The sequence below is a fragment of the Erwinia sp. INIA01 genome, assembly GCF_025947915.1.
GTDB classification, from domain to species: Bacteria; Pseudomonadota; Gammaproteobacteria; order Enterobacterales; family Enterobacteriaceae; genus Erwinia; species Erwinia coffeiphila.
On sequence record NZ_JAPDNC010000018.1, the window covers coordinates 1 to 23,379 of the forward strand.

Below are 23,379 nucleotides of genomic sequence, written 5' to 3' on the forward strand. Positions count from 1 at the left end.
GGCGGCCTCAGCCCGGAACAGTTCGAAAACCAGACCCTCGCTTAGGGACGTGTCCACATTACGTGGGTAAGATCAAACAGCATGCCAATCAACTGGTGGTAATGGCGCTCCTCTTCGATTCCAGAAGCATGTTCTAACTTTTGAAGAAGCCGCGTACAAATCGCCTTACGGTTGAGGTTTTTACCTGAAACGAGTATCTCTGTGACGATACGACCTAAAGTCTCTTGCCTAGTAGGGATCATACCTTGAGCAAAATACTGCGCTATCTGGTCAGCAGTCTGGGGATTGTCTTCACCATGATGCATGCTCACTTTCCTTCATGATTAATTTGTAAGCTATCCATGAACTACAAGTTATACAAAAATCACAATCTTGTACAGCACCAATAAAAATAACACTCAAAAAAAATTAGCAAAAAGTGCTTATCATTTAAATTCAACAAGTTAAAAACAACAGCTTACACATTCAAGATCAATCCTCTTGGCAAGATGTACAATAGAGAAAATATTTTCAGGACCAATCTTTCTTTGAGAGAAACTGATATAGTGGTTCCTGAAATATGTCAGGAGGTTCCTTGAGAGATGGTGTCGATAGTTTAAATGAACTCAGGTACGTGATCGGCAGTGCCGTTTCTCGTTTGCTGAAAATCAGAGAAGAGCCCCATATTGAAAACATAATGTGTATGTTGCAAATTATGAGTATTGAAAGTCAGGAGGATAAATTAAAAGAAGTCTGCGCTGAGGCAATCAAAATGTTATCGAGGAAATGATTGGCCTGTGGTAAAAGGTTCTGTGTGAGTTCAGCTTCTCGCTGATAGTCTGCATGCCTATTGCCATACAATTTACTTATTATGCATAAGGTTATCTAAAACCAGTACTATTCCATCTTCTGAATTATTCTCACCGACTGACTGTCCCCCGGTAGCAGTGAAACGTGATTGTTTATTAGCATGCAGGCTACCATGCCTTTTGTGATTATTTAACCATTTCACTGTTTGTTGAATGCATTCTTTGCGTGCATTGTTCGCAGAAGAGTTTTCCAACAAGTTTTTAAGCTCATTGATAAGCCCTTCGACCGTTATCTCTTTACCTTCAGAAACGAGATTCACAGCGACTTCCCCAAGAAGTGTTTGCTGCATTGTTTCTTTAAATTCGTTCAATTTTTTTCTCCTATCCCCTGACTCAATTCGATGATCACATTACAAACCATCAAAAAAAACATATATTTTCATAGTCTTAAAAAATTCGTATATTCAGACTTAGAATTTGCCATTAACCTGGCAGGAGGCAGTCAAAACCCACTAAAGAACGCTCCATCAATAACATACTGTAAAGCTTATCGAAAATCACAATTGTTGTATCAAAGATGACATTTTAACGGATGTTTCGCTATCATGGCAAAAGGAAAGTTCCTAACTTTTACAACAGAGTTTTTCAGAACCATTTTAAGCCATTGACATAGTAACGAATATAATTGTAAAACATTGACATTAATTTATTCTGAAGTTTTCATCCTTACTGTAAAAATCAAAAAAATTAAATAGCATGTAGTTACATAAAACAGATCAGCATCAGGGCTGGTGAAAAACGGAGCCTAATCGACAGGGATGTCTTTTTTCCTCACTAACTAATTGAAATGAATTAATATTTAACAACCAGCTTCGGCGAAACCGATTTCCAATCATTTGTTTTCTGTACTCTCTCTGTCAGGGGCATTTAACGATAGCGTGACATGTTGGTATGTGAAAATGAATGATCCTCACTTTTTTTGCCTTGCTTAATTGTTTCCCTGTACTAACCTTTCAAATGACATCTTGTTTTCCCTCCTATTGCTCTTCTTTTTTTAATATACCCGCATGTCAGTGCGGGTTTTTTTCATAAAAACATCAAGCAACACTACGAAATCTTGTCTGAGACCACCACTTGCAATCAGACCAAAGTTCATCCATTAGCCTGGTCTATGCTTTCTTCTTCCAGACAAAATTCAACATACTTTCAAGTACATAAAATAATTCATCTGTGATTATTAAAACCGATAATCGAGTGTTTCAGCTCAAGAGCGGCGGTAGGCGCCTGGGGTTTGTTATTGAAAAGATCCGCTGATGTTTCACCTGATTTTGGTACGAAGTAACAATTGCATACGGGACAAAAAACTATCACTCAGGATAACTTGCCGGGCAGTTGCGATGAAAAGAGACTACGCTGACTGTAGAGTTCAATGAAATCACTAAGTAGAGAATGTACATGGAAAATCAAGAAAATCGTTGTCCTACGCGGGGTATCAACCATATTGGACTGACAGTGCCTGACCTGGATCAGGCAACAGATTTTTTGAGGAATGCGCTAGATGCAAGATTTGTTTATGACGGGCTTACAACCAATGATGCTCCCAGAAAAGGGTCTGATACCGAGAGACAGTTGGGACTAAGTTCAGGCACGATGATTATCAAACAGAGATTGTTGAGAATTGGAAATGGTCCTAACCTGGAAATATTCGAAATCGTTAGTGAAAAACAATCACGCCCTGTAGGTTTGCAGGATGTAGGCTGGAATCATATTTCATTTTACGTAGACGACATCAATTATGCTGTTCAAAAGGTCAAAGCAGCGGGAGGAGAGTTTCTTTCAGAAATACACGGGAACTCACGCCATGAAGATACCGAAGGAAATGCCAGCGTATACTTCTTTGCTCCCTGGGGTAGTCTGATTGAATTGCAGTCTATACCTAACGGGTATTACTACCCGAAAGAAAATGAAGCAGAAACATGGATCCCTGAATCGCAGTCTTCAGATTGAAAGGCATTCATTCGGATTTTTTACAAAAATCTTTAGTAAAATCCGGTCCTATTATTAAATCCGATGTGCTCAAGGGCACATCTTTATACGTTGAGTACCTCAGGTAGTAATATCTAATATACGCAAGTTCTTAACAATTGCTGTAGTACAAAACTATAATACTATCAACAGCTTGATTCAGATCGGTTATCATCAAATCATCCCAGCTATGCAACACTCTGTTGTAAAAAACCATTAGCATTACATCTGCTTTCATCTATCGATATCCGCCACCTCTTATAAAAAATGATCTCGCCTGAGGTATTGCTCGACGTGTCGAACTGGTCCCCGGATTAATCACCCGTAAACCCAGTCCATCGTAAGTATCAGAACTGGCGTGGAAATGGCCGAAAATAACGTGGTCAAAAGCATGCTTGTCGCAGCCGGTCCGGTCAGAGCGTTAAACTGCTGCGACATAAGATACACGTTCACGCCCACCGCCATTGAGGCCAGCAGAACAACCACTTTACTCTCCAGCGGCGGCAGGCCCAGCAGCCAGGCCAGCCCCCACACTACCAGCGGATGCACTACCAGCTTGATCACGCTCAGTACACCGCCGATAGCAAGGCCGTCTTTAATGCGATAGCACGCCAGGCTCATACCCAGTGCCACCAGCGCCAGCGGCACGGCGATCTGGCCGAGCATGGATACAGGCTGGTCAATCATCTGAGGCAGCGGCAGCCCGGTAAGGCTGAACAGCGTGCCGCTGAGGATGCCGATAATCAGCGGGTTGCGCAGCACGCTGACTGCCGTTTTGCCAAAGCCCTTCACACTTAGCGAGCCGTGCTTGAACCACTCAACCGAAACGGTTGCCAACGTCCACAGCAGCAGGCCGTTAAATACCAGCACCAGCGCCACCGCAGGAATGGCTTCGTCACCGAGCATCACGCGTGCAATCGGCAGGCCGAGCAGAACGTTATTGGAGAAGATACCGCCCAGCGCAAACACCGAACCGGACACGCCATCAAGGTGGAACACCCGGCTGGCAATCACCCTGCCGAGAATAAACACCAGCAGGCAGCCGCCAAAGAACGCCAGCAGTAGGCGGGCATCCACCGGCGGGCCGCTGCTAAAATCGCACATCAGGCGGAACAGCATTGACGGCAGCGCCACGCGAAACACCAGCCGGTTCATCGCTTCGGTAATGCTTTCCGGCCAGCGCCGCCAGCGCACCAGCAGCCAGCCGAGGCCGATCAGCACAAACAGAGGGATCGCGATAAGAAACTGGTGCCACAGCGAGCTGCCGAACGCTAACATAAAAATCCTTGATGAAGGTTAGATCAGCCGCGCTGCCCGCAGTTCACTTTTCAGATAGGCGTAGTAAACCGGTGCCGCCACCACGCCCGCCAGCCCGAAGGCAGATTCAAACACCAGCATCGCCAGCAGAATTTCCCAGGTTTTGGCGCTGATGCGGGTGCCGAAAATACGCGCGTTGATAAAGTACTCCAGCTTGTGAATCAGGATCAGATAGACCAGCGCAATCAGCGCCGCCTCGAGCGAGATGGAAAGCCCGATCAGCACGATCACCGTATTGGAAATCAGGTTGCCAATAATCGGCAGCAGCCCGGCAATAAAGGTCAGCACCACCACGGTTTTGGCGAACGGCAGATGCAGGCCGAACAGCGGCAGAATGCCAAACAGGAAGCCGCAGGTCAGCACGGTATTGACCAGCGAAACTTTGATCTGCGCAAACACCACGTTATGGAAGGAGTCGGCCAGGGTACGCAGGCGGTCGAGCATCGCCTCTTTCAGCGGCGCGTCGTCGCTGCGGAGCTTGCTGTTGCGCAGAGAGATAATTGCACCGAGCAGCATGCCGATCAGCATGGTGGCAAAGGTGTGTGCGGCGCTGCGGCCGAAGGTCTGCACCACCACCAGATGCTCGCGCAGCCAGGTGATCACCTTATGCTGAAGTTCATCGATGTCAGCAGGCAGGTAGCGGGTCACCACCGGCGACAGGGTATGTTGAGCATCCTCAAGGATTTTAGTGGCGGTGGCGTGAAACATCGCCGGGTTCTGGAAGTCGTGCAGCAGAAAGCTAATCAGTTTGGTAATGCCGGTAACCAGTCCGAGGATAATCACCATGCTGAGGAATAAGATGCTGATCCAGCGGGCAATCGGTCCTTTCACCAGACGTTCAATGTACGGGGTCATCGCCAGAATGATTTCATAGACGATGAACCCGGCCAGAAAGCACGGCAGCAGCCGCAGAGGGAAAATGGCAAACAGCGCGATAAAAATCAGCCCATAGCTAACGGTCTGGCACCACTGCGTTTTGATGGCATGACGAATTTCCATGACGTACCCTGTCTGAAAGAAGAAAAGTAATGCGAATTCAGACAGTATACTATGCCATCACGCTATGGTGCTGAATTAACGACGATGTGCCAGGCTTCTTACCAGCCGGTCGCCGGTCATTTGCACAACCTGCACCAGCGCAATCAGCACGACCACGGTGGCAATCATCACCGGCTGGTTAAACCGCTGATAGCCGTAGCGAATCGCCAGATCGCCCAGCCCGCCGCCGCCGATCACCCCGGCCAGTGAAGAGAAACCAATCAGCATCACCACCGTCAGCGTCACACCGGCCAGCAGCGCGGGCAGCGCCTCCGGCAGCAGTACCTTGCTGACCACGTGCCAGTCGTTGCCGCCCATCGACAGCATCGCCTCGATGCGCCCTTTCGCCACTTCATCCAGCGCGCTTTCTACAATACGGGCGAAAAACGGTACCGCGCCGATGGTGATCGGCACAATCGCCGCGCTGCTGCCGAGTGTGGTGCCGACAATAAAGCGGGTTGTCGGGATCAGCGCAATCAGCAGCACCAGAAACGGCAGCGAACGGCCAACGTTAACTATCGCCCCAACGACCGCATTCACACGCGGCAGCGGCAGAATGCTATCGCGACGGCTGATAAACAGCAGCACGCCCAGCGGCAATCCAATTACCAGGGTAAACAGCCCGGAAAAACCGACCATATACAGCGTTTCCAGGGTTGCCTGTAGCATCAGCTGCCACAGGTCTTCAAGGCTCAGGCTACCGCGCACAGTGGACCTCCTTCAATACCGTGTCGTTGCAGGAAGCGGCGTTCGCTCTCCGCATCGTGCAGTAGCGCGTTTCGCAGTAAAGAATCCTGCTGCCGCAGCAGCGTGCTCAGCGCACCGCTCTCCCGTAGTCGCCCCCGCTCCAGCAGCGCGGCGTGATCGCAGATTGATTTCACTACCTCCAGCTGGTGGGTGATCATCACAATCGTCAGGCCAAACTGCTGATTGATTTGTTGCAGCAGCGCCAGTACCGAGGCGGTGGTTTCCGAATCCAGCGCGCTGGTGGCTTCATCGCACAGCAGGTAATCAGGCCGGGCCGCCAGCGCGCGGGCAATCCCCACGCGCTGCTGCTGTCCGCCGGAAAGCTGTGACGGCCAGGCAGTCGCTTTTTCACTTAGCCCCACCAGTTCAAGCAGTTCGCTCACCCGCTGCTGGCGCTGCGGGCGTTTCACCCCGGCGATCTCAAGCGGCACCGCGACGTTATCGGCCACGGTTCGCGAATGCAGCAGGTTGAAATGCTGAAAAATCATCCCGCTGCGCTGACGCTGCTGCCGGAGTGCGCGCGGCGTCAGCGCGGTGATATCCTGGTCGTCGATCAGCACGCGCCCGGACGTTGGCCTTTCCAGTAAATTAAGACAGCGGATCAGCGTACTTTTTCCCGCACCGCTGCGGCCAAGAATGCCGTAGATTGCCCCATCGGGGATAACCAGTGACACATCATCCAGTGCCGGGGGTTGCCCCCCGGCGTAAATTTTACTGACCTGCTCCAGGCGAATCATTTTATTTACCCGCTACCGGGATCACCGATCCGCGATAGTTCTGCTGAATAAAATCGGCCACCTCTTTTGACTCCAGGTCCTTCGCCAGCTGGCGAATACGCGGGTCATCAGCCAGTTTTGGCGTGGTCGCCAGAATGTTGGCATACGGGTTGTTGGTAGCGCTTTCCAGGCCCAGCGCATCTTTCGATGGCGTCAGCCCCGCTTCCAGCGCGTAGTTGCCGTTGATCACCGCCAGGTCAACGTCATCCAGCGCGCGTGGGATCTGCGGTGATTCCACTTCCAGAATCTTCAGCTTCTTCGGGTTTTCGGCGATATCTTTCGGCGTCGCCTGATCCTTCGACGGATCGTTATAACCCGCTTTCAGTTTGATCAGCCCCTGAGCCTGCAACAGATACAGCGCACGGCTCAGGTTGGTGGTGTTGTTCGGTACGGCGATGGTTGCGCCTTCCTTCACATCCTTCAGGCTTTTCACCTTGCGGGAATAGATGCCCAGCGGTTCGATATGCACCGTGGCGGCCACGGTGAATTTCTGGCCCAATGCCTTTTCCTGATCGCGCAGATACGGCACGTGCTGGAAATAGTTGGCATCCACATCACCGTGCGCCAGCAGTTCGTTGGCGTTCACGCCGCTGCTCAGCTCGATAATTTTGAGATCCAGCGACGGATCGAGTTTTTTCACAAAGTTAAGGATCTCGGCGTGCGGCACCGGGTCGGCAGCCACGCGCAGCGGTTCGGCAGCGTTAACGCTGAAAGCCATCGCCACGGATAAGGCAATCCCTGAGAATGATAAAGCGGCAAAACGTTTGTTCATTGTTGTTCCTTAAATCAGGCTGTGTGTTGAGGTTGTTGTTGTAATAATTCGTTGTACCAGCGCTGCGCCACATCGGGATGGGAACGCAGACGCCCTTTCAGGTAGTTCCAGCCCACGTCGCGCAGCAGCGGATTGAGCGGGTCGCTGGCCGGGCCAAGCGCCAGTCGGGCAAGCGGTTCCGGCAGATTGAATACCGGCACCACCGCATCGAGCTGCGCGCCGAGGAAGAAGGCGATCGACAGGCGATCCTGATCGGCAGGCGGTGCGACCACGCGATGCACCGTGGCACGCAGATAGCCGTTGCTGGCCAGCTCCAGCAGTTCACCAATGTTCACCACAAAGGCACCGTTAAGCGGCAGGGCATCCACCCACCGATCGGGAGCCACTTCCACCTGCAAACCGCGCTGCTGATCCTGCAACAGGAAGCTGAGGAAGCCGGAGTCTTTATGCGCGCCCACGCCCTGGCTCGACGTTTCCGCCGTCTGGCCCGGATAGCGGATCAGTTTGATATGTTCGTTTGGTTTATCGCCGTACAGGGAATCGAAGGCGTCGGGAGCCAGTTCCAGAGCACGGGCAAAGGCACGCAGCAGGCGCAGCGACATGGTGGTCATCGCTTTTTGCCATGCCAGCAGCACCGGCTTCAGCTCCGGCAGCGCTTCCGGCCACAGGTTCGGCCCCTGCAGGCGTTTCCAGCCTGCGTCGCCGCTATCCAGCGGCAGCGGCTCGCGTTCCGCACCGACGTCGAACTGCTCGCGCCAGTCCGGCTGGCTGCGCGTCAGTTCGGAACCGGCGCGGTTGTAGCCGCGAAAATGCGGCGAGTGGATCATCGCCACCTGCTGCTTGTCCGCCTCCGACAGCGCAAAGAAGCGGCGGGAAAGCTGCTGCACCTGTGCCGACAGCTCGGCATCAATGCCGTGGTTGATCAGATAAAAGAAGCCGACGTCGCGGGCGGAACGGCCCAGCTTGTCGAGGAACGCCTGCTGCTGCTCGGCGGTGCCGTCCAGCTGCGACAGGTCAAGGATCGGTAACGATGTAATCTGGCTCATGAAAATTCTCTGCGTCGGATTATGAAGCGTTTTTTATTTGTTGATTACTGACCAGCGCAGCAACCTGCAGCTGGCCGGGGGTAATGTCATGGTTAAACAGGCCGGTGGAGAGATAGCTCAGGCCGCTGTCCGCCAGCACCACCACGATGCGTTTGCCGTGATTTTCAGGCCGCAGCGCCACCGCGCGAGCGGCATGCAGTACGCCACCGGCGGATTCGCCGATCAGAATGCCGTCGCTGACCGCCACTTCACGGGCGGCGGCGGTTGCCTGCCAGTGCTCCACCGGGAAGGCCTCATCGACGATGCTGCGGTCGAGGGTTGGCGGCACGCGCTCCGGCAGCACCTCGCTGAAGGCGTGCACGCCGGTTAATTCACGCTGCTCAGGGCGATCTGCGGTCGGAATAGAATGCGGGCCGGGTTCGACGGCAATCACCTGAATCGCCGGATTGTGCTGCTTCAGATAGCGGCCGATGCCGGACACCGTGCCGCCGGTGCCCACCGCGGCGATAACGATATCCACCTGCCCTTCGGTCTGCTGCCAGATTTCCGGACCGGTGGTGCGATAGTGCGCCCCCGGGTTAGCCGGGTTTTCCAGCTGGGCGGTATGAAAGACGTTGGGCTGACGATTAATCACGTTTTCCGCCAGCCAGCGCGAGGCGGCAACAAAATCGCCGTCGCTCTGCTCCAGCACTTCGGTAAAGCCTTCGATCTGGCTGAAGGGGATCACTTCGGCCCCCAGCGCGCGCAGGATCTGGAAGCGCTCTTCGCTCAGCTTGTCGTGCAGATAGACGCGGAACGGGTAGCCTTTGGCCGCCGCAATGGCCGCCAGCCCGATACCGGTGTTACCGCTGGTCGAGTCGGCGATGGTATCGCCCGGTTTGAGTCGGCCACTGCGTTCTGCCTCTTCGATCATCGACAGCGCGATGCGATCTTTTACGCTGTGGTTAGGATTGAAGTACTCCAGCTTAGCGAGGATCTCCGCAGGCAGTTCAAACTGCTGGCGAAAGCGAGACAGTCGCAGCAGTGGCGTGTTGCCCACCAGCTCGGTAATGGAATTATTAATGGTCATTATCAGCATCCTCGGTCACTTCAGTGGCTTCAGCACCCAGCAGCGCCAGCGCTTTCGATCGCAGCGCGATCAGGCGCGGATCGTTGCGGCGGCGTGGGTACGGCAGATCGACATGAATAGTTTCAATAATTCGCGCCGGGCGCGGGCTGAAGACCACCACCCGGTTCGCCATCAGCAGGGCTTCCTCAACATCGTGAGTCACCATCAGCGCGGTAAAGCGCTGTTCGCGCCACAGCTCCACCAGCTCGTGCTGCATACGAATGCGGGTTAGCGAGTCCAGCTTGCCCAGTGGCTCATCCAGAATCAGCAGTCGCGGATGATTCACCAGCGCGCGAGCCAGCGCGGCGCGCTGCGCCATACCGCCCGATAACTGATGCGGCCAGGCGTTAGCAAACTGACTGAGGCCCACTTTTTCCAGCGTCTGGTCGATGCGTTCGCGCCCTTCCGGCGTCAGTTTACCCTGCGTTTGCAGGCCGATGGCGACGTTGCGCCATACCCGGCGCCACGGATAAAGCGTCGGGTCCTGAAACACCACCACCCGGCTGGGATGCGGGGCGGTCAGCGGCTGTCGATCCTCAAAGATCTCGCCCTGGGTTGGATGATCCAGGCCAGCCACCAGCCGCAGGAGGGTTGATTTCCCGCAGCCGGACGGCCCCAGCAACGCAACGAATTCCCCCGCATCAACCTTCAGAGACACATTGTCTAAAACCGCCAGGCTCTGCCCGTCGAGATGAAAAGCATGGCTGACCTGATTGATGGTTAATTCAAGCCCGAAGGCCGTATCCAGTTGTTCTGCCAGTGACATCGGTTCACCTCATTTATCCGTAATACGCTGACTATTCCGTTTTTTTTACCGTGCGTGAAATATCAATAGTGGCAAAGGTTTACAGCCCGGTGGATAACGCGAATTCGCAATTGAAAATGAGGGATTGTTATTTTGGCGATGTAAAAAAAATTGCCATAGTGCGGACATAATTCAGTCAACAGGGATAACAAGCATGACGATTTCACGTGGGATTTCACGGCGTAGTTTTATTCAGACTCTGGGTGTGGTGGGTGCAGGACTGGTGGCAGCACCGGCGTTACCGGTGTGGGCAGCGGGTGATGACACCAGCAAGTTAACCACCGTTAAGCTGGCCTGGGGCCAGACGGCGGTGTGTCAGTCGCCGATTTCAGTCGCACTGAAGCAGGGGTTCTTTAAAAAGTACGGTCTGAACGTTGAGCCGGTGAACTTCAGCGGCCCGACGGATGCCCTGCTGCAGGCGATTGCCACCGGTCAGGCGGATGGCGGTATTGGTATGGCGCTGCGCTGGCTGAAACCGCTGGAACAGGGCTTTGATGTCGATCTGACCGTCGGGACGCACGGTGGCTGTATGCGCCTGCTAACCAGCAAAGACAGCGGCATTAAAAGCGTGCGCGATCTGGTAGGGAAAAACGTGGCGGTGACCGATCAGGCCAGCCCGCTGCGTAACTTCTTTGCCATTCAGCTGGCAAAACTCGGCATCGATCCCGACACCCAGGTGAACTGGGTGCAGTACCCGGCCGACCTGTTCGGCGAGGCGCTGCGCAAGGGCGAAGTGCAGGCGCTGGCGGCGGACGATCCTCAGGGCTGGCTGATTAAAAAGCATGACGGCCTGATTGAAGTGGATAACAACCTGAACGGTGAATATCACAACCTCGCCTGCTGCGTGCTGGGGCTGCGCGGTTCGCTGGTACGTGAACAGCCGGAGGTGGCGCGAGCCATTACCCAGGCGATTATCGACGCGCAGCAGTGGACGGCGGATCACCCGGCAGAAACCGCGAAGATCTTCGCGCCGTTCGTGCCGGGCAACGTTTCCCCGGATGATATCGCCGCCATGCTGCGCGAACATACCCACAACCATCACTCCACCGGCGAACAGCTGCGCAAGGAAGTGGTGACCTATCTGAACGAGCTGAAAACCATCAAGGTGATCCGCGAAGATACCGACGCACAGCGCTTCGCAGCTCACTATGTGCCTGACGTGCTGCCTGCTGCTCCGGCGCACCAGCATTCAGCATAAGGAGGAAGTATGTCCAGTGAAACCCTGACGCCACCGCGGACAGCCAGCCGCTCCGCATCGGTCCGGCTTAACCCGGCGCTGATCCTGGCGGTTTTTGCCTGGTGGGGTCTGGTGGCACTGATGATTTACTGGCCGGATAAGCCGGTGGGGTTCGCCCCACCGCGTTTTGTTGCTGAAACGCACCGGGTATTTTTCATCCTTGCTGCCGCACTGACGTTGATCGTGCTGTTCGGTCGCCTGCTGGCTATCCCCAAGCTTCTCGCTCCGTTGCAGCGCGGCGGGCGCTGGCTGGTGGCGCTGGCGATCCTGATCGGCATCTGGGAGGCGGCAACCGCCAAGCTGGCCCTGCTGCCTGCCCCGTTCTTCGCGCCGCCGCGTGCACTGGTTGAAGCCTGGGCCACGGACTGGTTCCGCCTGGGTGACAGCGTGCTGAATTCGCTGCGTCTGCTGGCGCTGGGGTTTGTTTTCGGCAGCGTCACCGGCTTTATTACCGGAGTGGCGATCGGATGGTCGCGAGGCCTGGGCTACTGGGTGCATCCGCTGCTGCGCTTCCTCGGCCCGGTGCCATCGACCGCGCTGCTGCCGCTGTCGCTGTACTTTTTCCCGTCCAGCTTCTCCGCTGCCGTATTCCTGATCGCGCTGGCCACCTGGTTCCCGGTGACGGTACTGACCTGGTCGGGCGTCGCCAGCGTTGACCAGCGCTACTACGATGTGGCGCGCACGCTGGGAGCCAACACACTGTTTCTGGTGCTGCGCGTGGCGGTGCCGGCATCGCTGCCACAGGTGTTTGTCGGGCTGTTTATGGGGCTGGGCGCATCGTTCTCGGTGCTGGTGGCGGCCGAAATGATGGGGGTGAAGTCGGGACTGGGCTGGTATTTACAGTGGGCTCAGGGCTGGGCGGCCTATGCCAATATGTACGGGGCGCTGATTGTGATGGCCCTGCTGTTCTCGTCGCTGATTAGCCTGCTGTTTGCCATTCGCGATCGTTCACTGGCTTGGCAGCGCGGAACGGTGAAGTGGTAGGACATTAACACTGCCGGCGGTGGAGCGGAATTCCGCTCCGCCTGCCAGCAATAACACTATCAGGCGTGAGCAGCGATCTGAACCTGGCGGCGCCATGCGCCCGGTGACTGACCAAACTGACGTTTGAAACTGCGATTAAACGACTGCTGCGAATCAAAACCAAAACTGATAGCGACATCCAGAATCGGCTCACCGCCCCTGGCGAGGCGTTCAGCGGATTTTTTCAGGCGACGTTCACGAATATACTCACCCAGCGCATAGCCGGTATGCTGCTTAAACATCCGCTGTAAGTGCCACTTCGAATAGCCCGCGCGATCGGCAACGGTATCTAAATCCATCTTCCCTTCAATATGGGTATCGATCCATTTTACAAGATCGTTAATAAAATCATCATGGCTCATCGGTCTTCCCCTGATGTTGTTAAATTTGGTGTTGTTATCAACCTGATGTGCCCCGACCTGATTCTCGCTGAGAGTAAAAGGCAACTATGATGAGTGCACTTAACAACGGTAAGACAACGCCGATTTTAATGCAAGTTTTATTGTTGCATTAAATGCTGTTTAAATCGTAATTCATCCATTATTAGCGACTACAGACGGGCAAAACTTAAATCAGAAACGTCATTAACCCGCAGCGATACCGGCCTGCGGGAGGGAATTTTTAAGAGGAAAAATCAGGAGGCGCAGCGCGCTTCGGTGTCGGTCCAGTCTCGCTGCATAATTTCACGCAGCGCATCGGCAACGGTACGCCGGGCCAGCACGTCAAGGGACGCCTGCTCAGCCTCTTTCGCCAGCTCTTTAAAAAAGCGGCAGGCGTTAGCGCTGACCACGCAGCGCGCCGGGACTTCCGGTCGGCTGGCCATCAGCGGCTTATCATTGGTCACCGAGGTGTAGATTTCGCACAGGGTAATCTGCTCTGCCGGGCGACCAAGACGAATGGTGCCACAACGGCCCAGCGTGGAAACAATAATACCGTCGCGAGTCAGCGGCACCATCAGTTTACGTACGAAACTCGGGTTGGCGTCGAGGCCATCGGCGAGAATCTTGCTGGTGCAGCGCTTATCCTCGCTATCCGCCTTGGCAATGCAGAGCACCATTTGCAGGGCGGTAGGAAAACGATTATCAAGCATGATGTGATCCTGGCTTTTTGCCGTCCATCTGCGGATGAAACACTGGAATAAAAAGCATTAAAAATCAGTTAACTATAAAATACATCAGGCTAATAATATAACAAACCTGGTTACACTTTTGAAGCCGCTCACTAAGCACTATGGGCTATTGGTTCTATCATAATGATTTGACGGGAAATATTGTCGGGGTGCCGAACAGCACCCCGTTAGATCAGGCCTTATTTTCCTGTAAATAGCGATAAATTACCGAGAGGTCTTTCTCACCGTATCCGGCATCGACCGCCTTCTGCCACAGAGCGGCGATAGTTTCCAGGCCCGGCATCGCGGTATCGCCTGCGGCCTCCAGCGCCAGTCGTGCATCCTTCAGCGCCCAGATCAGATGCATCTGCGGTGGATACTCGCCCCCGGCAATCATCGCCAGCTTGCCTTTCACATACGGGGCAGCCAGCGGACCGCCGTCCAGCACCTGCCAGAAATCATCCGGCGAGAAGCCCAGCTGCTCGGCCAGGCGGGTACTTTCCGCCAGACCTTCAACCATGGAAACAAGCCACGCATTGGCCACCAGCTTCATTTTTGAACCGGCACCGGCTTCGCCCAGCCATTTCGCCCCTTTGGAGATCGCGGCAAATACCGGCTCGATGGCCGCCGCACGCTGACGATCGCCGCTGGCGAGGATCAGGATCTGCGCATTCTCCGCCGGTGCCTTGGTGCCGGAAACCGGAGCGTCAATAAATACCGCATCCGGGCGACGCTGATTAAAGGTCTCAATAAGCCGATCCGTTGCCGCAATGCCAATGGTGCCCATCTGGCAGACTACCGCGCCCTGCTTCAGCTGCGGTAAGACATCATTAAGCACCGCCTGAGTGGTGTCGCCGTCAGACAGCATGGCAATCACTACATCGGCGGACGCTACCGCCTGCTCCGCACTGTCGGTCAGCTGTAATCCCGCAGCCAGCAGATCCTCACCGCGCGCCCGGGTTCTGTTCCAGCCAAAAACGGTAAAATCATTTTTCAGCAGATTGGCGGCAAAGGCGTGCCCCATCGCGCCAAGACCCAGCACGGCAACCGTTGGACGTTGATTCATCAGTGTGACTCCCTGTTAAATGAAAACGGCGGCATAATCATGCCGCCTGACCCGTCCAGGGTAACGCAAAATAACAGGGAATGGGGACTTTTCTGTTGAATATGACGACTCAATCGTTCAGGTATTTTTCTGCTAACCAGAGTGTCTCCGTCGTTATCGTTCATTTGCGCTCAATCGAGCGGCTCAGTCCGTAATGCTGCGCAGCGCAGCGGCACTCTCTTCATCGTTAGGAATGTATACCAGCAGGCGATCGCCATTGCGCGGTGCCGACCACCAGTTATTCTGCCTGAGCGTCATCATGCCGGTCCTGGGATGATAAAAACGCTTCACCTGATTATCTATGGCACGGATTTCATAGCGCGGCCACAGGTCGCGAAACTCTTCGGACTCCGCCATCAGCCGCTCCAGCAGCGCCTGCCAGCGGGGATCGTCGAGGTGATCCGCCATCTGGGTGCGAAACAGCGCCACCATATGCGGCATCAGTACGTCCTGATCGGCAATCGCCGCGCGCCACTGCGGGTGGGTAAACGCCAGCAGGATGCAGTTACGATCGCTCTGCGGGATGGTTTCCAGTTCAACGTTCATCAGCCGGCACCACGCCGGGTTGTAGCCGATGATATCGAAGTGCAGCGACTGAATAATCGCCGGTAGCGGATTCAGGCTGTCCAACAGGATCTGCCCATGGGCGGAAACGGTGGCGCAGGTTTTCGCCGCTACCGAGGCGGGCGATGCGTGCCCGGCCAGCTGGAACAGATGCTGGGTTTCTGCTTCGTTACACTGTAACGCAGTAGCAATCGCCGACAGGGTTTTGGCCGAGACGTTAATTTCGCGCCCCTGCTCCAGCCAGGTGTACCAGGTTACGCCGACGTCGGCCAGCTGCGCTACCTCTTCCCGGCGCAGGCCAGGGGTTCGGCGCGGGCGATGATGCGGCATCCCGAGGCGAATCGGGTCCAGGTTTTCACGACGGCTGCGCAGGAAGGTGGCCAGCAGCTGACGGTTTTTTTGCGCCGTGCTGGCGGGCAGCTGGATCTCACTCACGGGTTTTCTCCTCGTTGACGGGTAGCGCCAGTACTATGATAAGCAGGATCTGGTACCCGTTTAAATTTTCCCTGATGCTATGCCCGGTCACTGATTAACACAAGGGTTATGCAAGATGAAAAGCGGGATTGATTCCACCACACTGGGGCAAGGCGGGCTGATTGTGCTGCTGGCGGGTCAGCTGTTGCCAATGATTGATTTTTCCATCGTAAACGTGGCGCTTGACGCCATGTCCGCCACTCTGCATGCCAGCCCCATCCAGCTTGAGCTGATCGTTGCCGTTTACGGTATTGCCTTTGCCGTCAGTCTGGCGATGGGCGGCCGTATGGGCGATAACTTCGGTCGCCGCCGGGTGTTCAGTACCGGTGTATTGCTGTTCGGCATTGCTTCACTGATCTGCGGTATTGCTCCCAACGTCTGGGCGCTGCTGCTGGCGCGCGCGTTGCAGGGTATTGGCGCAGCGCTGATCGTGCCGCAAATTCTAGCAACGCTGCACGTCACCCTGCACGGCCGCGAGCACTCCCGGGCGCTGGGGCTGTACGGCGGCATTGGCGGCATGGCATTTATTATCGGCCAGGTACTCGGTGGATTCCTGATAAATGCCGATCCCGGCGGCTACGGCTGGCGCAGCGTTTTTCTGATCAACATCCCGCTGTGCCTGGCGATCCTGCTGCTGGCTCCGCGCAGTATTCCCGAGACACAGAACGACCGCCGCGTTGCCATTGACTGGCCCGGCACGCTGTATCTGGTCGGTGCGATTGGCTGTCTGCTGACCGCGCTGGCGCTGGGGCCGCTGCTGCACTGGAGCTGGCCGTGCATTGTGCTGCTAGTGGCCTTCCCCCTGCTGCTAAGCCGACTGTGGCGCGTTGAGCAGGCACTCGAAAAACGCGGCGGTGCGCCATTGCTGCCCCCGGCACTGATGCGCCTGCACGGCGTGCGTTTTGGCCTGATCATCGCGGTACTGTTTTTCTGCTGCTGGAGCGGGTTTATGTTCGTGGTGGCGCTGACCCTACAGTCCGGCCTTGGGCTGAGCGCCTTCCAGTCAGGAAACGCCTTTATCGCGCTCGGCGTCGCCTACTTTATCAGCTCCCTGCTTTCCGCACGGGTGGTTGAACGGCTGGGTAAGGTTCCCACATTGATTACCGGCTGTGCGATCCAGATGACCGGGCTGCTCGGTCTGGCGTGGACGTTTAATCACGGCTGGCCGCACGTGGGTATTGCGCAGTTAATTCCGGCAACCGCGCTGATTGGTTTCGGTCAGGCGTTTATCGTCAGCTGTTTCTTCCGCATCGGGCTGGCGGAAGTGCCAAAAAGCCATGCCGGAGCGGGAAGCGCAATGCTGTCAACGGTACAACAGGCGGCTTTCGGCCTTGGCCCGATGGTGCTGGGTGCGGTATACAGCCACGGGCTACTCTCAACAGGAAATTACCAGCACGCCGTACTGTCCTCACTGGGCACCGAGTGGGCAATCATGCTGATACTGGTTATCAGTGCGGTTATTTTGCGACGCGGCACAACTCAGGGAAATGCTAACGTTCAGGGAAGCGCACCGTCGTTAAAGCCTGCCGTTTGCGCTGCCAGGGATAAAGCGGAGTGATATCGGGGAGTTTAAGGACAACCGGTGGTTTACAGGCCGGGTAAATGACAAATGACCAGGCGGATTACACTGAGCGATCCGCCTGGCTTAACGCCAGATATCTCACGGAGAAGCATAAGGCTGACGCTTCGAAACGCTTTCAGGCTTTCAGGCTTTCAGGCTTTCAGGCTTTCAGGCTTTCAGGCTTTCAGGCAGGCATTTTTATCGCCTGATTACTGGACAACCCTCCTCGCCTCAACCTGCTGCGCGGGATGGAAGCGCAGTCGGCTGCCGCTCATGGTCCAGACTTCAATACTCTGCGGCGTGGTTCGGATCATCGCCAGTTTCACCAGGTTGCCAAACTGGCACAGCTGATGGTTCAGAGTCAGCTGACGTGCTGGAATGCTCATCTCATTGTTCACTTTGCACAGTCCTCGCGCCATAAGTGTTAATTCACTGCGCGAAATATTAGCAAATTGTGCTGCAAAAGGCTTTGAGCTGGATCAACAATTGAGAACCAGAGCCAACTGGCTCAAGAGTAGAAAAAAATCTGCATAAGCCCGCTGTTAAAGTCAGAAAATTGAACGACCGATGCGGTCGGCAAGCAGTTCCAGCGCGGCGGTGCCCGCCAGCGAATTACCGGAAGCATCCAGCTCCGGCGACCAGACCGCGATACTCATTTCACCCGGAACAATCGCGATAATCCCACCGCCCACGCCGGATTTTCCCGGCATGCCGACCCGCCACGCAAACTCGCCGGCACCGTCGTACATCCCGCTGGTGACCATCAGCGCGTTGATCTGCCGGGCCTGTTTTGGCGTCAGCAGCGGTTCGCCCTGCCCCAGGCCTCGCCCCTGATTGGCAAGATATAAAAAGCAGCGCGCCAGTTCGCCGCAGCTCATGGTCATCGCGCAGTAGTGAAAATAGGTATGTAACACCGTCTGAACGTCATTGGAGAAATTGCCAAACGACTTCATCAGCCAGGCAATTGCCGCGTTTCGTGCAGAATGATCGAACTCAGAACGGGCAACGTGGCGGTCGTAATTGATATCCGGCTGCTGCGTCAGAACCCGTACCAGTTCCAGCATGCGCTGGCGAGGCGCGGTCAGACGAGTCTCCAGCATATCGCACACCACCAGCGCCCCGGCGTTAATAAACGGATTACGCGGTTTGCCCTGCTCCAGTTCCAGCTGTAACAGCGAATTAAACGGCTGACCGGACGGTTCTTTCCCCACCCGCTGCCAGATTTCACTGTCCTGATAGCGCGTAAGGGCCAGAGTCAGAGAAAGCACTTTGGAGATCGACTGAATCGAAAAACGCTCATCCGCATCGCCCGCCTGATAAAGCGTGCCGTCCAGCATACAAACCGCAATTCCCAGCCGATCGGCGGGCACTTCGGCCAGCGCAGGAATATAGCTGGCCACTTTACCCTGACCAATTAGCGGCCTCACCTGTTGCAGGATCTCCTCCAGCAGGACATTATTCAGAACGCTCACGATATCTCTTCCTCGACGGCTGCCTTTACGGCCTGATTTTCTTCGCGATTCTGCGGCCTGGCAGACCAAAGGTCAAACCCGCTCAGACGGAACTGCGATGACGGACGGTAATAGTAAAGGATTAATTGATTCGCTTAAGTTATATATAAATTCTGATTTACAAATTTATTGAATTTTCTGTTTCATCTGTCACATAAATAAAAGACAATATCCCTACTAAATTTATGATCCATAATTTGGATTAACACTTCATCAACACATCGTTAACTTCAATAATGCATCCAAACACTGTTTCTCGTAAGACCGCATGGCTACGCGTAGTTATGCTGGCTATTGCTGCGTTTATTTTTAACACCACCGAATTTGTTCCGGTCGGCCTGCTGTCTGATATTGGCGAAAGTTTCTCAATGCAGACGGCACAGGTTGGCCTGATGCTGACCATCTACGCCTGGGTCGTGGCACTGATGTCGCTGCCGATGATGCTGTTAACGCGCAACGTTGAGCGCCGTTTTCTGCTGATAGTGATTTTCACCCTGTTTGTTGCCAGCCATGCGCTCTCTTCCGTGGCGTGGGATTTCACCACCCTGGTGGCTTCCCGCATTGGTATTGCCTTCTCGCACGCCATTTTCTGGTCGATTACCGCATCGCTGGCCATCCGCGTTGCCCCGTCGGGTAAAAAAACCCAGGCGTTAAGCATGCTGGCCACCGGTACGGCGCTGGCGATGGTGCTTGGCCTGCCGCTCGGCCGCATGATCGGCCAATTGCTGGGCTGGCGTATGACCTTCGCGGTGATTGGCGTGGCGGCGCTGGTAACCATGGCGCTGCTGTTTAAGCTGCTGCCTAAACTGCCAAGCGAGCATACCGGTTCGTTAAAAAGCGTGCCGATGCTGTTCCGTCGCCCGGCGCTGGTGTCACTCTATTTGCTGATTGCCGTTACGGTGACCGCGCATTACACCGCCTACAGCTATATTGAGCCGTTTATTCAGAGCGTCGCGGGGTTAAGCGGCGGGTTCACCACTTTCCTGCTGTTAATTTTCGGTGCCGCAGGCATTGTTGGCAGTATTCTGTTTAGCATGTTCGGAAATAAATATCCGGCCAGCTTTTTACTCGGTGCGATCCTGTTAATTAGCGTGTGTATGCTGTCACTGTATCTTGCCGCCACGCACGATCTTGCCATCTCCACCCTGTGCATCGTCTGGGGCATGGCGATGATGATCATTGGCCTGGCGGTTCAGGTACGCGTACTGGCTCTGGCGCCGGACGCCACCGACGTGGCGATGTCCCTGCTGTCGGGGATTTACAATATTGGTATCGGCGGCGGCGCACTGCTGGGCAGCCAGGTCAGCGTGCATCTGAATATGGCCAGTGTCGGCTACGTCGGCGGTGCTATCGGCGTGCTGTCGCTGTGCTGGTGCGCATGGAGCATGAAGCGTTACCCGCAGCTGAGAATTAACGGCTAAATTACTACCCGCGTTAACGATAAAAACGACAAAGCCCCTGACCGGCATGAAAACGGTCAGGGGCTTTTTGTTGATAAGCGGTCAACGGCGATTCAGGCGATCGACAATAAAATCAACCGTCGCCTGAACTCGCTTCGCCCGCTGGCTTCTTGGCAGGTAGTAAAGACAGACCGCCGGAAAGGTCGGCCAGTAGTTATTCATCACCGGCTGCAAATGCTCGTAGCCGGACATATTATTCCGCAGCGGTTCGAACAGCCTGCCGATGCCAATGCCGTCAGATATCGCATCGCGAACGGTATCAATATCATTGCATATCATCGCATTATCCATATCGGGCGATATCGTCACACCGTGACTTTGCAGGATCAGCTTCGAAAGGCGCTTCGAAGTACCGAAGCGATAGGTGATCAGCCGGTGTGTCGCCAGCTCCTCCGGAGTGGTCGGCGTGCCGTGGCGCGCCAGATACTCATCTGAAGCATAAAGCCCCATTCTGAACGGCGGGAAAATTTCTCTGGCCACCATCCCTTCGCTCACCGCATTGCCAAACCGAATGCCCAGATCAAATCCCTCCTCGACCAGGCTGACGCTGCCGTCATTGACCGAAACCTCCAGCTGGATGTTTGGGTAAGTGCGATAAAAATCGGCCAGCAGCGGGCGGAGAATCAGCTGCCAGGCAAAGCGCGGCAGCGTAATGCGCACCGGGCCGGAGGGCGCACCGCTGATATTCAGCACCTCTTCCAGCGCCGTATCCAGCTCGGCCATCGCACCTTCCGTTCGCTTTAGAAGCGCCATACCGGTCTCGGTCAGGCTGATTTTTCGCGTGGTGCGGGCAAACAGCGGCACGCCGGTTTTCTGCTCCAGCAGGCGCAGGGATTTGCTGACCGAAGGCACGGTGACGCCGAGCTTGCGCGCCGCTGCAGAAATGCTCTGTTCACGTGCAATGGTGTGAAATACCGCCAGCTGGCCGTAGGTTGTGGTGTCCATTATTAACTTTGAGTTAACAGTTCAGGTGATAAAAGCAGTCTACTCGCCTTTTAACGATTGTCCTACATTACCAACTGCCGAGACAGGGCGAAGGCATAATCCGTTACTCACTGAAAACAGAGGCACAATGACCAGGGCACTAATCATCTCAGGGCATCCGAACCTGAAAGAATCCATCGCAAACGCAACCATCCTTACCGCGGTCGCTGCCGCGCTTCCTGAAGCAGAAATCCGCTATCTCGATTCGCTGTATCCCGATTAACGTTTTGATATCGAGACGGAACAGCAGGCTTTACTGCGTGCGGATGTGATTGTCTGGCAGTTCCCGTTTTCATGGTATGCCCTTCCCGGGCTGATGAAGCTGTGGATTGATGAAGTGTTCCTGCACGGCTTCTCGCACGGTTCAACCAGCAAACTAAACGGCAAAAAGCTGCTGCTGTCGTTTACAACCGGTGCGCCGCAGGAAGCCTTCAGCGCAGAAGGATGGTTTGGGCACGATCTGGACGACTACCTTCTGCCCTTCAGAACAACCGCCGGGCTGTGCAATCTGGAGCTGCTGCCGCCGATTCACACCAGCGGAGTCAGCTACATGGCGCGAATTGAGGAAAGTCAGATTAGTCAGCAAAAAGAGGCGGCGCGGGAACATGCCGCGCGGCTGGTGGCGGCTATTAAGGCGCTGAGTTAAAAACAGCGGCCAGTACATAAGGCGTTAACCCCGCTGAGAATTCAAGGCGAAATCAACATCCCGCGTTAGCGATAAGAACGAGAAAGCCCCTGAGTCAGGGGCTTTTGCCGGTAATCACGTTAAGAAAAGTGAGTTACGCTAAGTAAAACACCGACGGCAGCTCGCTGCTGACCGGGCTGTGATCCGCATTGGACGGCATCAGCTCGCTCATCGACCGCCACCAGCGCTGGCACACCTCCGTGGCAGCCACCGCGCTCCAGCGCTCCTCGGATTCGATCTCCACATACGCAAACAGCAGATTGCGTGAGGCATCGAGGAAAATGCTGTAGTTGTGCGCCCCGTGATCCTTCAGCGTTTGCGCCAGTTCGGGCCAGATTGGGCTGTGCCGCTGCTGGTACGCCTGATGCTTGTCAGGATGCACCTGCATCACAAACGCCTTACGCAACATGAGAGTGCTTCGCTTCCAGCGCCGCCGCCCACGGTTTAACCCCGAAACGCTCACCCAGGGCGATCAGCTCTTCGGTGGTAATGCTCTGCCTCATGCCGCCCATCGACAGCACTTTCACCACTACCTCCGACGATTTCTCGGCGGTATCGATCAGGCCAAAGGTTTCATCCAGCGTCGGCCCGGTGCCGAAAATACCGTGGAACGGCCACATCACCAGCGTATGAGAAGCCATCTGTTCGGCGGTTTTGGTGCCGATGCCGTCGGTGCCCGGCACCATCCACGGCACAATACCCACGCCGTCCGGGAACACCACCAGGCACTCGGTGCTGCCTTCCCACAGCAGGCGGGTGAAGCTGGCGGCGTTAAGTTCGGCCACGTAGCTCAGCGCCATGAAGTTGGTGGCGTGGCAGTGCATAATCACCCGATCCGCGCCGTTGGAAACTTTCTTACGCACGCTGTGCGACTGGAAGTGCGAGGCCAGCTCAGAGGTCGGTACACCGCCGTTGCTCAGCCCCCAGTGAATGGTATAGGCCTGGCCGTCGGCGCTGACGCGCAGCAGCACCAGGTTATCGGCCGGGTCGAGCTGTACGTTACGGAAAAACTTGCCTGAACCGGTCACCAGGAACCAGCAGTTTGCCAGCTCCGGCGCGGGCTGGCTGAGTTCCAGCGTGCGCGGCTCGGCATAGAAATCAGCGGCGAACGGCTGCACTTCTTCGTCCAGCAGGCGCAGCGAAACGTTGCCGCCGTTGCGTTCGTCCCAGCCCTTCAGCCACATATCACTGGTTGCTTTGACCATGCCCTGTACGAACCAGGAGTTGAGAATCTGATGCATGTTT

General features: G+C 55.2%; 24 protein-coding genes and 1 pseudogene. 6 read left to right on the plus strand and 19 right to left on the minus strand.

What is annotated here, in order from left to right; genetic code table 11:
* Positions 1–41 precede the first annotated feature (41 nt).
* Together ycgZ and OMR58_RS23340 are read right to left on the minus strand one after the other, a co-directional pair.
* Positions 42–305: a regulatory protein YcgZ gene (gene ycgZ / locus OMR58_RS23335; protein ID WP_264547099.1), complete on the minus strand. Its 264-nt coding sequence runs from the start codon at positions 303–305 to the stop codon at positions 42–44.
* Between the two features lie 536 nt (positions 306–841).
* On the minus strand, positions 842–1,159 hold the full coding sequence (locus OMR58_RS23340) for a hypothetical protein (RefSeq protein WP_264547100.1): 318 nt from the start codon (positions 1,157–1,159) through the stop codon (positions 842–844).
* 1,084 nt (positions 1,160–2,243) lie between these two features.
* Here OMR58_RS23340 and OMR58_RS23345 point away from each other — a divergent pair.
* Positions 2,244–2,795 carry a VOC family protein gene (locus OMR58_RS23345; protein WP_105593748.1) on the plus strand — a complete coding sequence of 184 codons (552 nt, stop codon included), beginning with the start codon at positions 2,244–2,246 and terminating at the stop codon, positions 2,793–2,795.
* Positions 2,796–3,131: 336 nt separating this feature from the next.
* Here OMR58_RS23345 and OMR58_RS23350 read toward each other — a convergent pair whose 3' ends face one another.
* The 8 genes from OMR58_RS23350 to OMR58_RS23385 form a co-directional block, all read right to left on the minus strand.
* Positions 3,132–4,091 carry an AEC family transporter gene (locus OMR58_RS23350; protein WP_264547101.1) on the minus strand — a complete coding sequence of 320 codons (960 nt, stop codon included), beginning with the start codon at positions 4,089–4,091 and terminating at the stop codon, positions 3,132–3,134.
* Between the two features lie 18 nt (positions 4,092–4,109).
* Positions 4,110–5,129, minus strand: a complete 1,020-nt coding sequence (locus OMR58_RS23355) for an AI-2E family transporter (protein WP_105593746.1) — start codon at positions 5,127–5,129, stop codon at positions 4,110–4,112.
* A 75-nt stretch (positions 5,130–5,204) separates the two neighbouring features.
* Entirely contained in the window at positions 5,205–5,876 is a 672-nt protein-coding gene (locus OMR58_RS23360) for a methionine ABC transporter permease (protein WP_264547102.1), read from the minus strand.
* Complete coding sequence (locus OMR58_RS23365; RefSeq protein WP_105593745.1) at positions 5,861–6,652, minus strand: methionine ABC transporter ATP-binding protein; 792 nt, start codon at positions 6,650–6,652, stop codon at positions 5,861–5,863. Before OMR58_RS23365 ends, OMR58_RS23360 begins: the two co-directional genes overlap by 16 nt.
* 1 nt (position 6,653) lies before the next feature.
* Positions 6,654–7,409 (minus strand): MetQ/NlpA family ABC transporter substrate-binding protein, encoded by a 756-nt coding sequence (locus OMR58_RS23370; RefSeq protein WP_370569501.1) that lies wholly within the window; start codon positions 7,407–7,409, stop codon positions 6,654–6,656.
* Positions 7,410–7,477: 68 nt separating this feature from the next.
* Positions 7,478–8,509 carry an isopenicillin N synthase family dioxygenase gene (locus OMR58_RS23375; protein WP_264547103.1) on the minus strand — a complete coding sequence of 344 codons (1,032 nt, stop codon included), beginning with the start codon at positions 8,507–8,509 and terminating at the stop codon, positions 7,478–7,480.
* A gap of 19 nt (positions 8,510–8,528) precedes the next feature.
* Positions 8,529–9,578: a PLP-dependent cysteine synthase family protein gene (locus OMR58_RS23380; RefSeq protein WP_264547104.1), complete on the minus strand. Its 1,050-nt coding sequence runs from the start codon at positions 9,576–9,578 to the stop codon at positions 8,529–8,531.
* A complete protein-coding gene (locus OMR58_RS23385; protein WP_200558917.1) occupies positions 9,568–10,383 on the minus strand; it encodes an ABC transporter ATP-binding protein in 816 nt (271 codons plus the stop codon). Before OMR58_RS23385 ends, OMR58_RS23380 begins: the two co-directional genes overlap by 11 nt.
* A gap of 193 nt (positions 10,384–10,576) precedes the next feature.
* Here OMR58_RS23385 and OMR58_RS23390 point away from each other — a divergent pair, with 193 nt between their 5' ends.
* Together OMR58_RS23390 and OMR58_RS23395 are read left to right on the plus strand one after the other, a co-directional pair.
* A complete protein-coding gene (locus OMR58_RS23390) occupies positions 10,577–11,620 on the plus strand; it encodes an ABC transporter substrate-binding protein (RefSeq protein WP_200558918.1) in 1,044 nt (347 codons plus the stop codon).
* A gap of 9 nt (positions 11,621–11,629) precedes the next feature.
* Positions 11,630–12,643 (plus strand): ABC transporter permease, encoded by a 1,014-nt coding sequence (locus OMR58_RS23395; RefSeq protein WP_264547105.1) that lies wholly within the window; start codon positions 11,630–11,632, stop codon positions 12,641–12,643.
* Between the two features lie 59 nt (positions 12,644–12,702).
* Here OMR58_RS23395 and OMR58_RS23400 read toward each other — a convergent pair whose 3' ends face one another.
* The 4 genes from OMR58_RS23400 to OMR58_RS23415 all read right to left on the minus strand — a co-directional run bounded on the left by OMR58_RS23400 (position 12,703) and on the right by OMR58_RS23415 (position 15,894).
* Positions 12,703–13,044: a helix-turn-helix domain-containing protein gene (locus OMR58_RS23400; RefSeq protein ID WP_105593739.1), complete on the minus strand. Its 342-nt coding sequence runs from the start codon at positions 13,042–13,044 to the stop codon at positions 12,703–12,705.
* A gap of 272 nt (positions 13,045–13,316) precedes the next feature.
* Positions 13,317–13,772, minus strand: a complete 456-nt coding sequence (locus OMR58_RS23405) for an RrF2 family transcriptional regulator (protein WP_105593738.1) — start codon at positions 13,770–13,772, stop codon at positions 13,317–13,319.
* A gap of 211 nt (positions 13,773–13,983) precedes the next feature.
* Positions 13,984–14,856 carry an NAD(P)-dependent oxidoreductase gene (locus tag OMR58_RS23410; RefSeq protein WP_264547106.1) on the minus strand — a complete coding sequence of 291 codons (873 nt, stop codon included), beginning with the start codon at positions 14,854–14,856 and terminating at the stop codon, positions 13,984–13,986.
* Between the two features lie 183 nt (positions 14,857–15,039).
* Complete coding sequence (locus OMR58_RS23415) at positions 15,040–15,894, minus strand: helix-turn-helix transcriptional regulator (RefSeq protein ID WP_205064526.1); 855 nt, start codon at positions 15,892–15,894, stop codon at positions 15,040–15,042.
* Between the two features lie 115 nt (positions 15,895–16,009).
* Between OMR58_RS23415 and OMR58_RS23420 the strand changes: the two genes are divergently transcribed.
* On the plus strand, positions 16,010–17,491 hold the full coding sequence (locus tag OMR58_RS23420) for an MFS transporter (protein ID WP_264547107.1): 1,482 nt from the start codon (positions 16,010–16,012) through the stop codon (positions 17,489–17,491).
* Positions 17,492–17,703: 212 nt separating this feature from the next.
* Here OMR58_RS23420 and OMR58_RS23425 read toward each other — a convergent pair whose 3' ends face one another.
* The gene (locus OMR58_RS23425; protein WP_264547108.1) at positions 17,704–17,880 is read right to left on the minus strand and encodes a hypothetical protein; all 177 of its coding nucleotides are present in this window, start codon (positions 17,878–17,880) and stop codon (positions 17,704–17,706) included.
* A gap of 162 nt (positions 17,881–18,042) precedes the next feature.
* Entirely contained in the window at positions 18,043–18,969 is a 927-nt protein-coding gene (gene glsB, locus OMR58_RS23430; RefSeq protein ID WP_105593846.1) for a glutaminase B, read from the minus strand.
* Positions 18,970–19,241: 272 nt separating this feature from the next.
* Between glsB and OMR58_RS23435 the strand changes: the two genes are divergently transcribed.
* Positions 19,242–20,426, plus strand: coding sequence for a sugar transporter (locus tag OMR58_RS23435; RefSeq protein WP_264547109.1), 1,185 nt, complete (start codon positions 19,242–19,244; stop codon positions 20,424–20,426).
* An 81-nt stretch (positions 20,427–20,507) separates the two neighbouring features.
* Here OMR58_RS23435 and OMR58_RS23440 read toward each other — a convergent pair whose 3' ends face one another.
* A complete protein-coding gene (locus OMR58_RS23440) occupies positions 20,508–21,410 on the minus strand; it encodes a LysR family transcriptional regulator (protein WP_264547110.1) in 903 nt (300 codons plus the stop codon).
* Positions 21,411–21,537: 127 nt separating this feature from the next.
* Between OMR58_RS23440 and OMR58_RS23445 the strand changes: the two are divergent.
* A pseudogene (locus tag OMR58_RS23445) lies at positions 21,538–22,095 on the plus strand (NAD(P)H-dependent oxidoreductase).
* A 133-nt stretch (positions 22,096–22,228) separates the two neighbouring features.
* On the opposite strand, the gene rhaM reads toward OMR58_RS23445, so the two are convergent.
* The gene (rhaM, locus tag OMR58_RS23450) at positions 22,229–22,543 is read right to left on the minus strand and encodes an L-rhamnose mutarotase (protein ID WP_264547111.1); all 315 of its coding nucleotides are present in this window, start codon (positions 22,541–22,543) and stop codon (positions 22,229–22,231) included.
* A complete protein-coding gene (rhaD, locus tag OMR58_RS23455; RefSeq protein ID WP_105593729.1) occupies positions 22,533–23,375 on the minus strand; it encodes a rhamnulose-1-phosphate aldolase in 843 nt (280 codons plus the stop codon). The genes rhaM and rhaD overlap by 11 nt, the downstream gene beginning before the upstream one ends.
* Positions 23,376–23,379 lie beyond the last annotated feature (4 nt).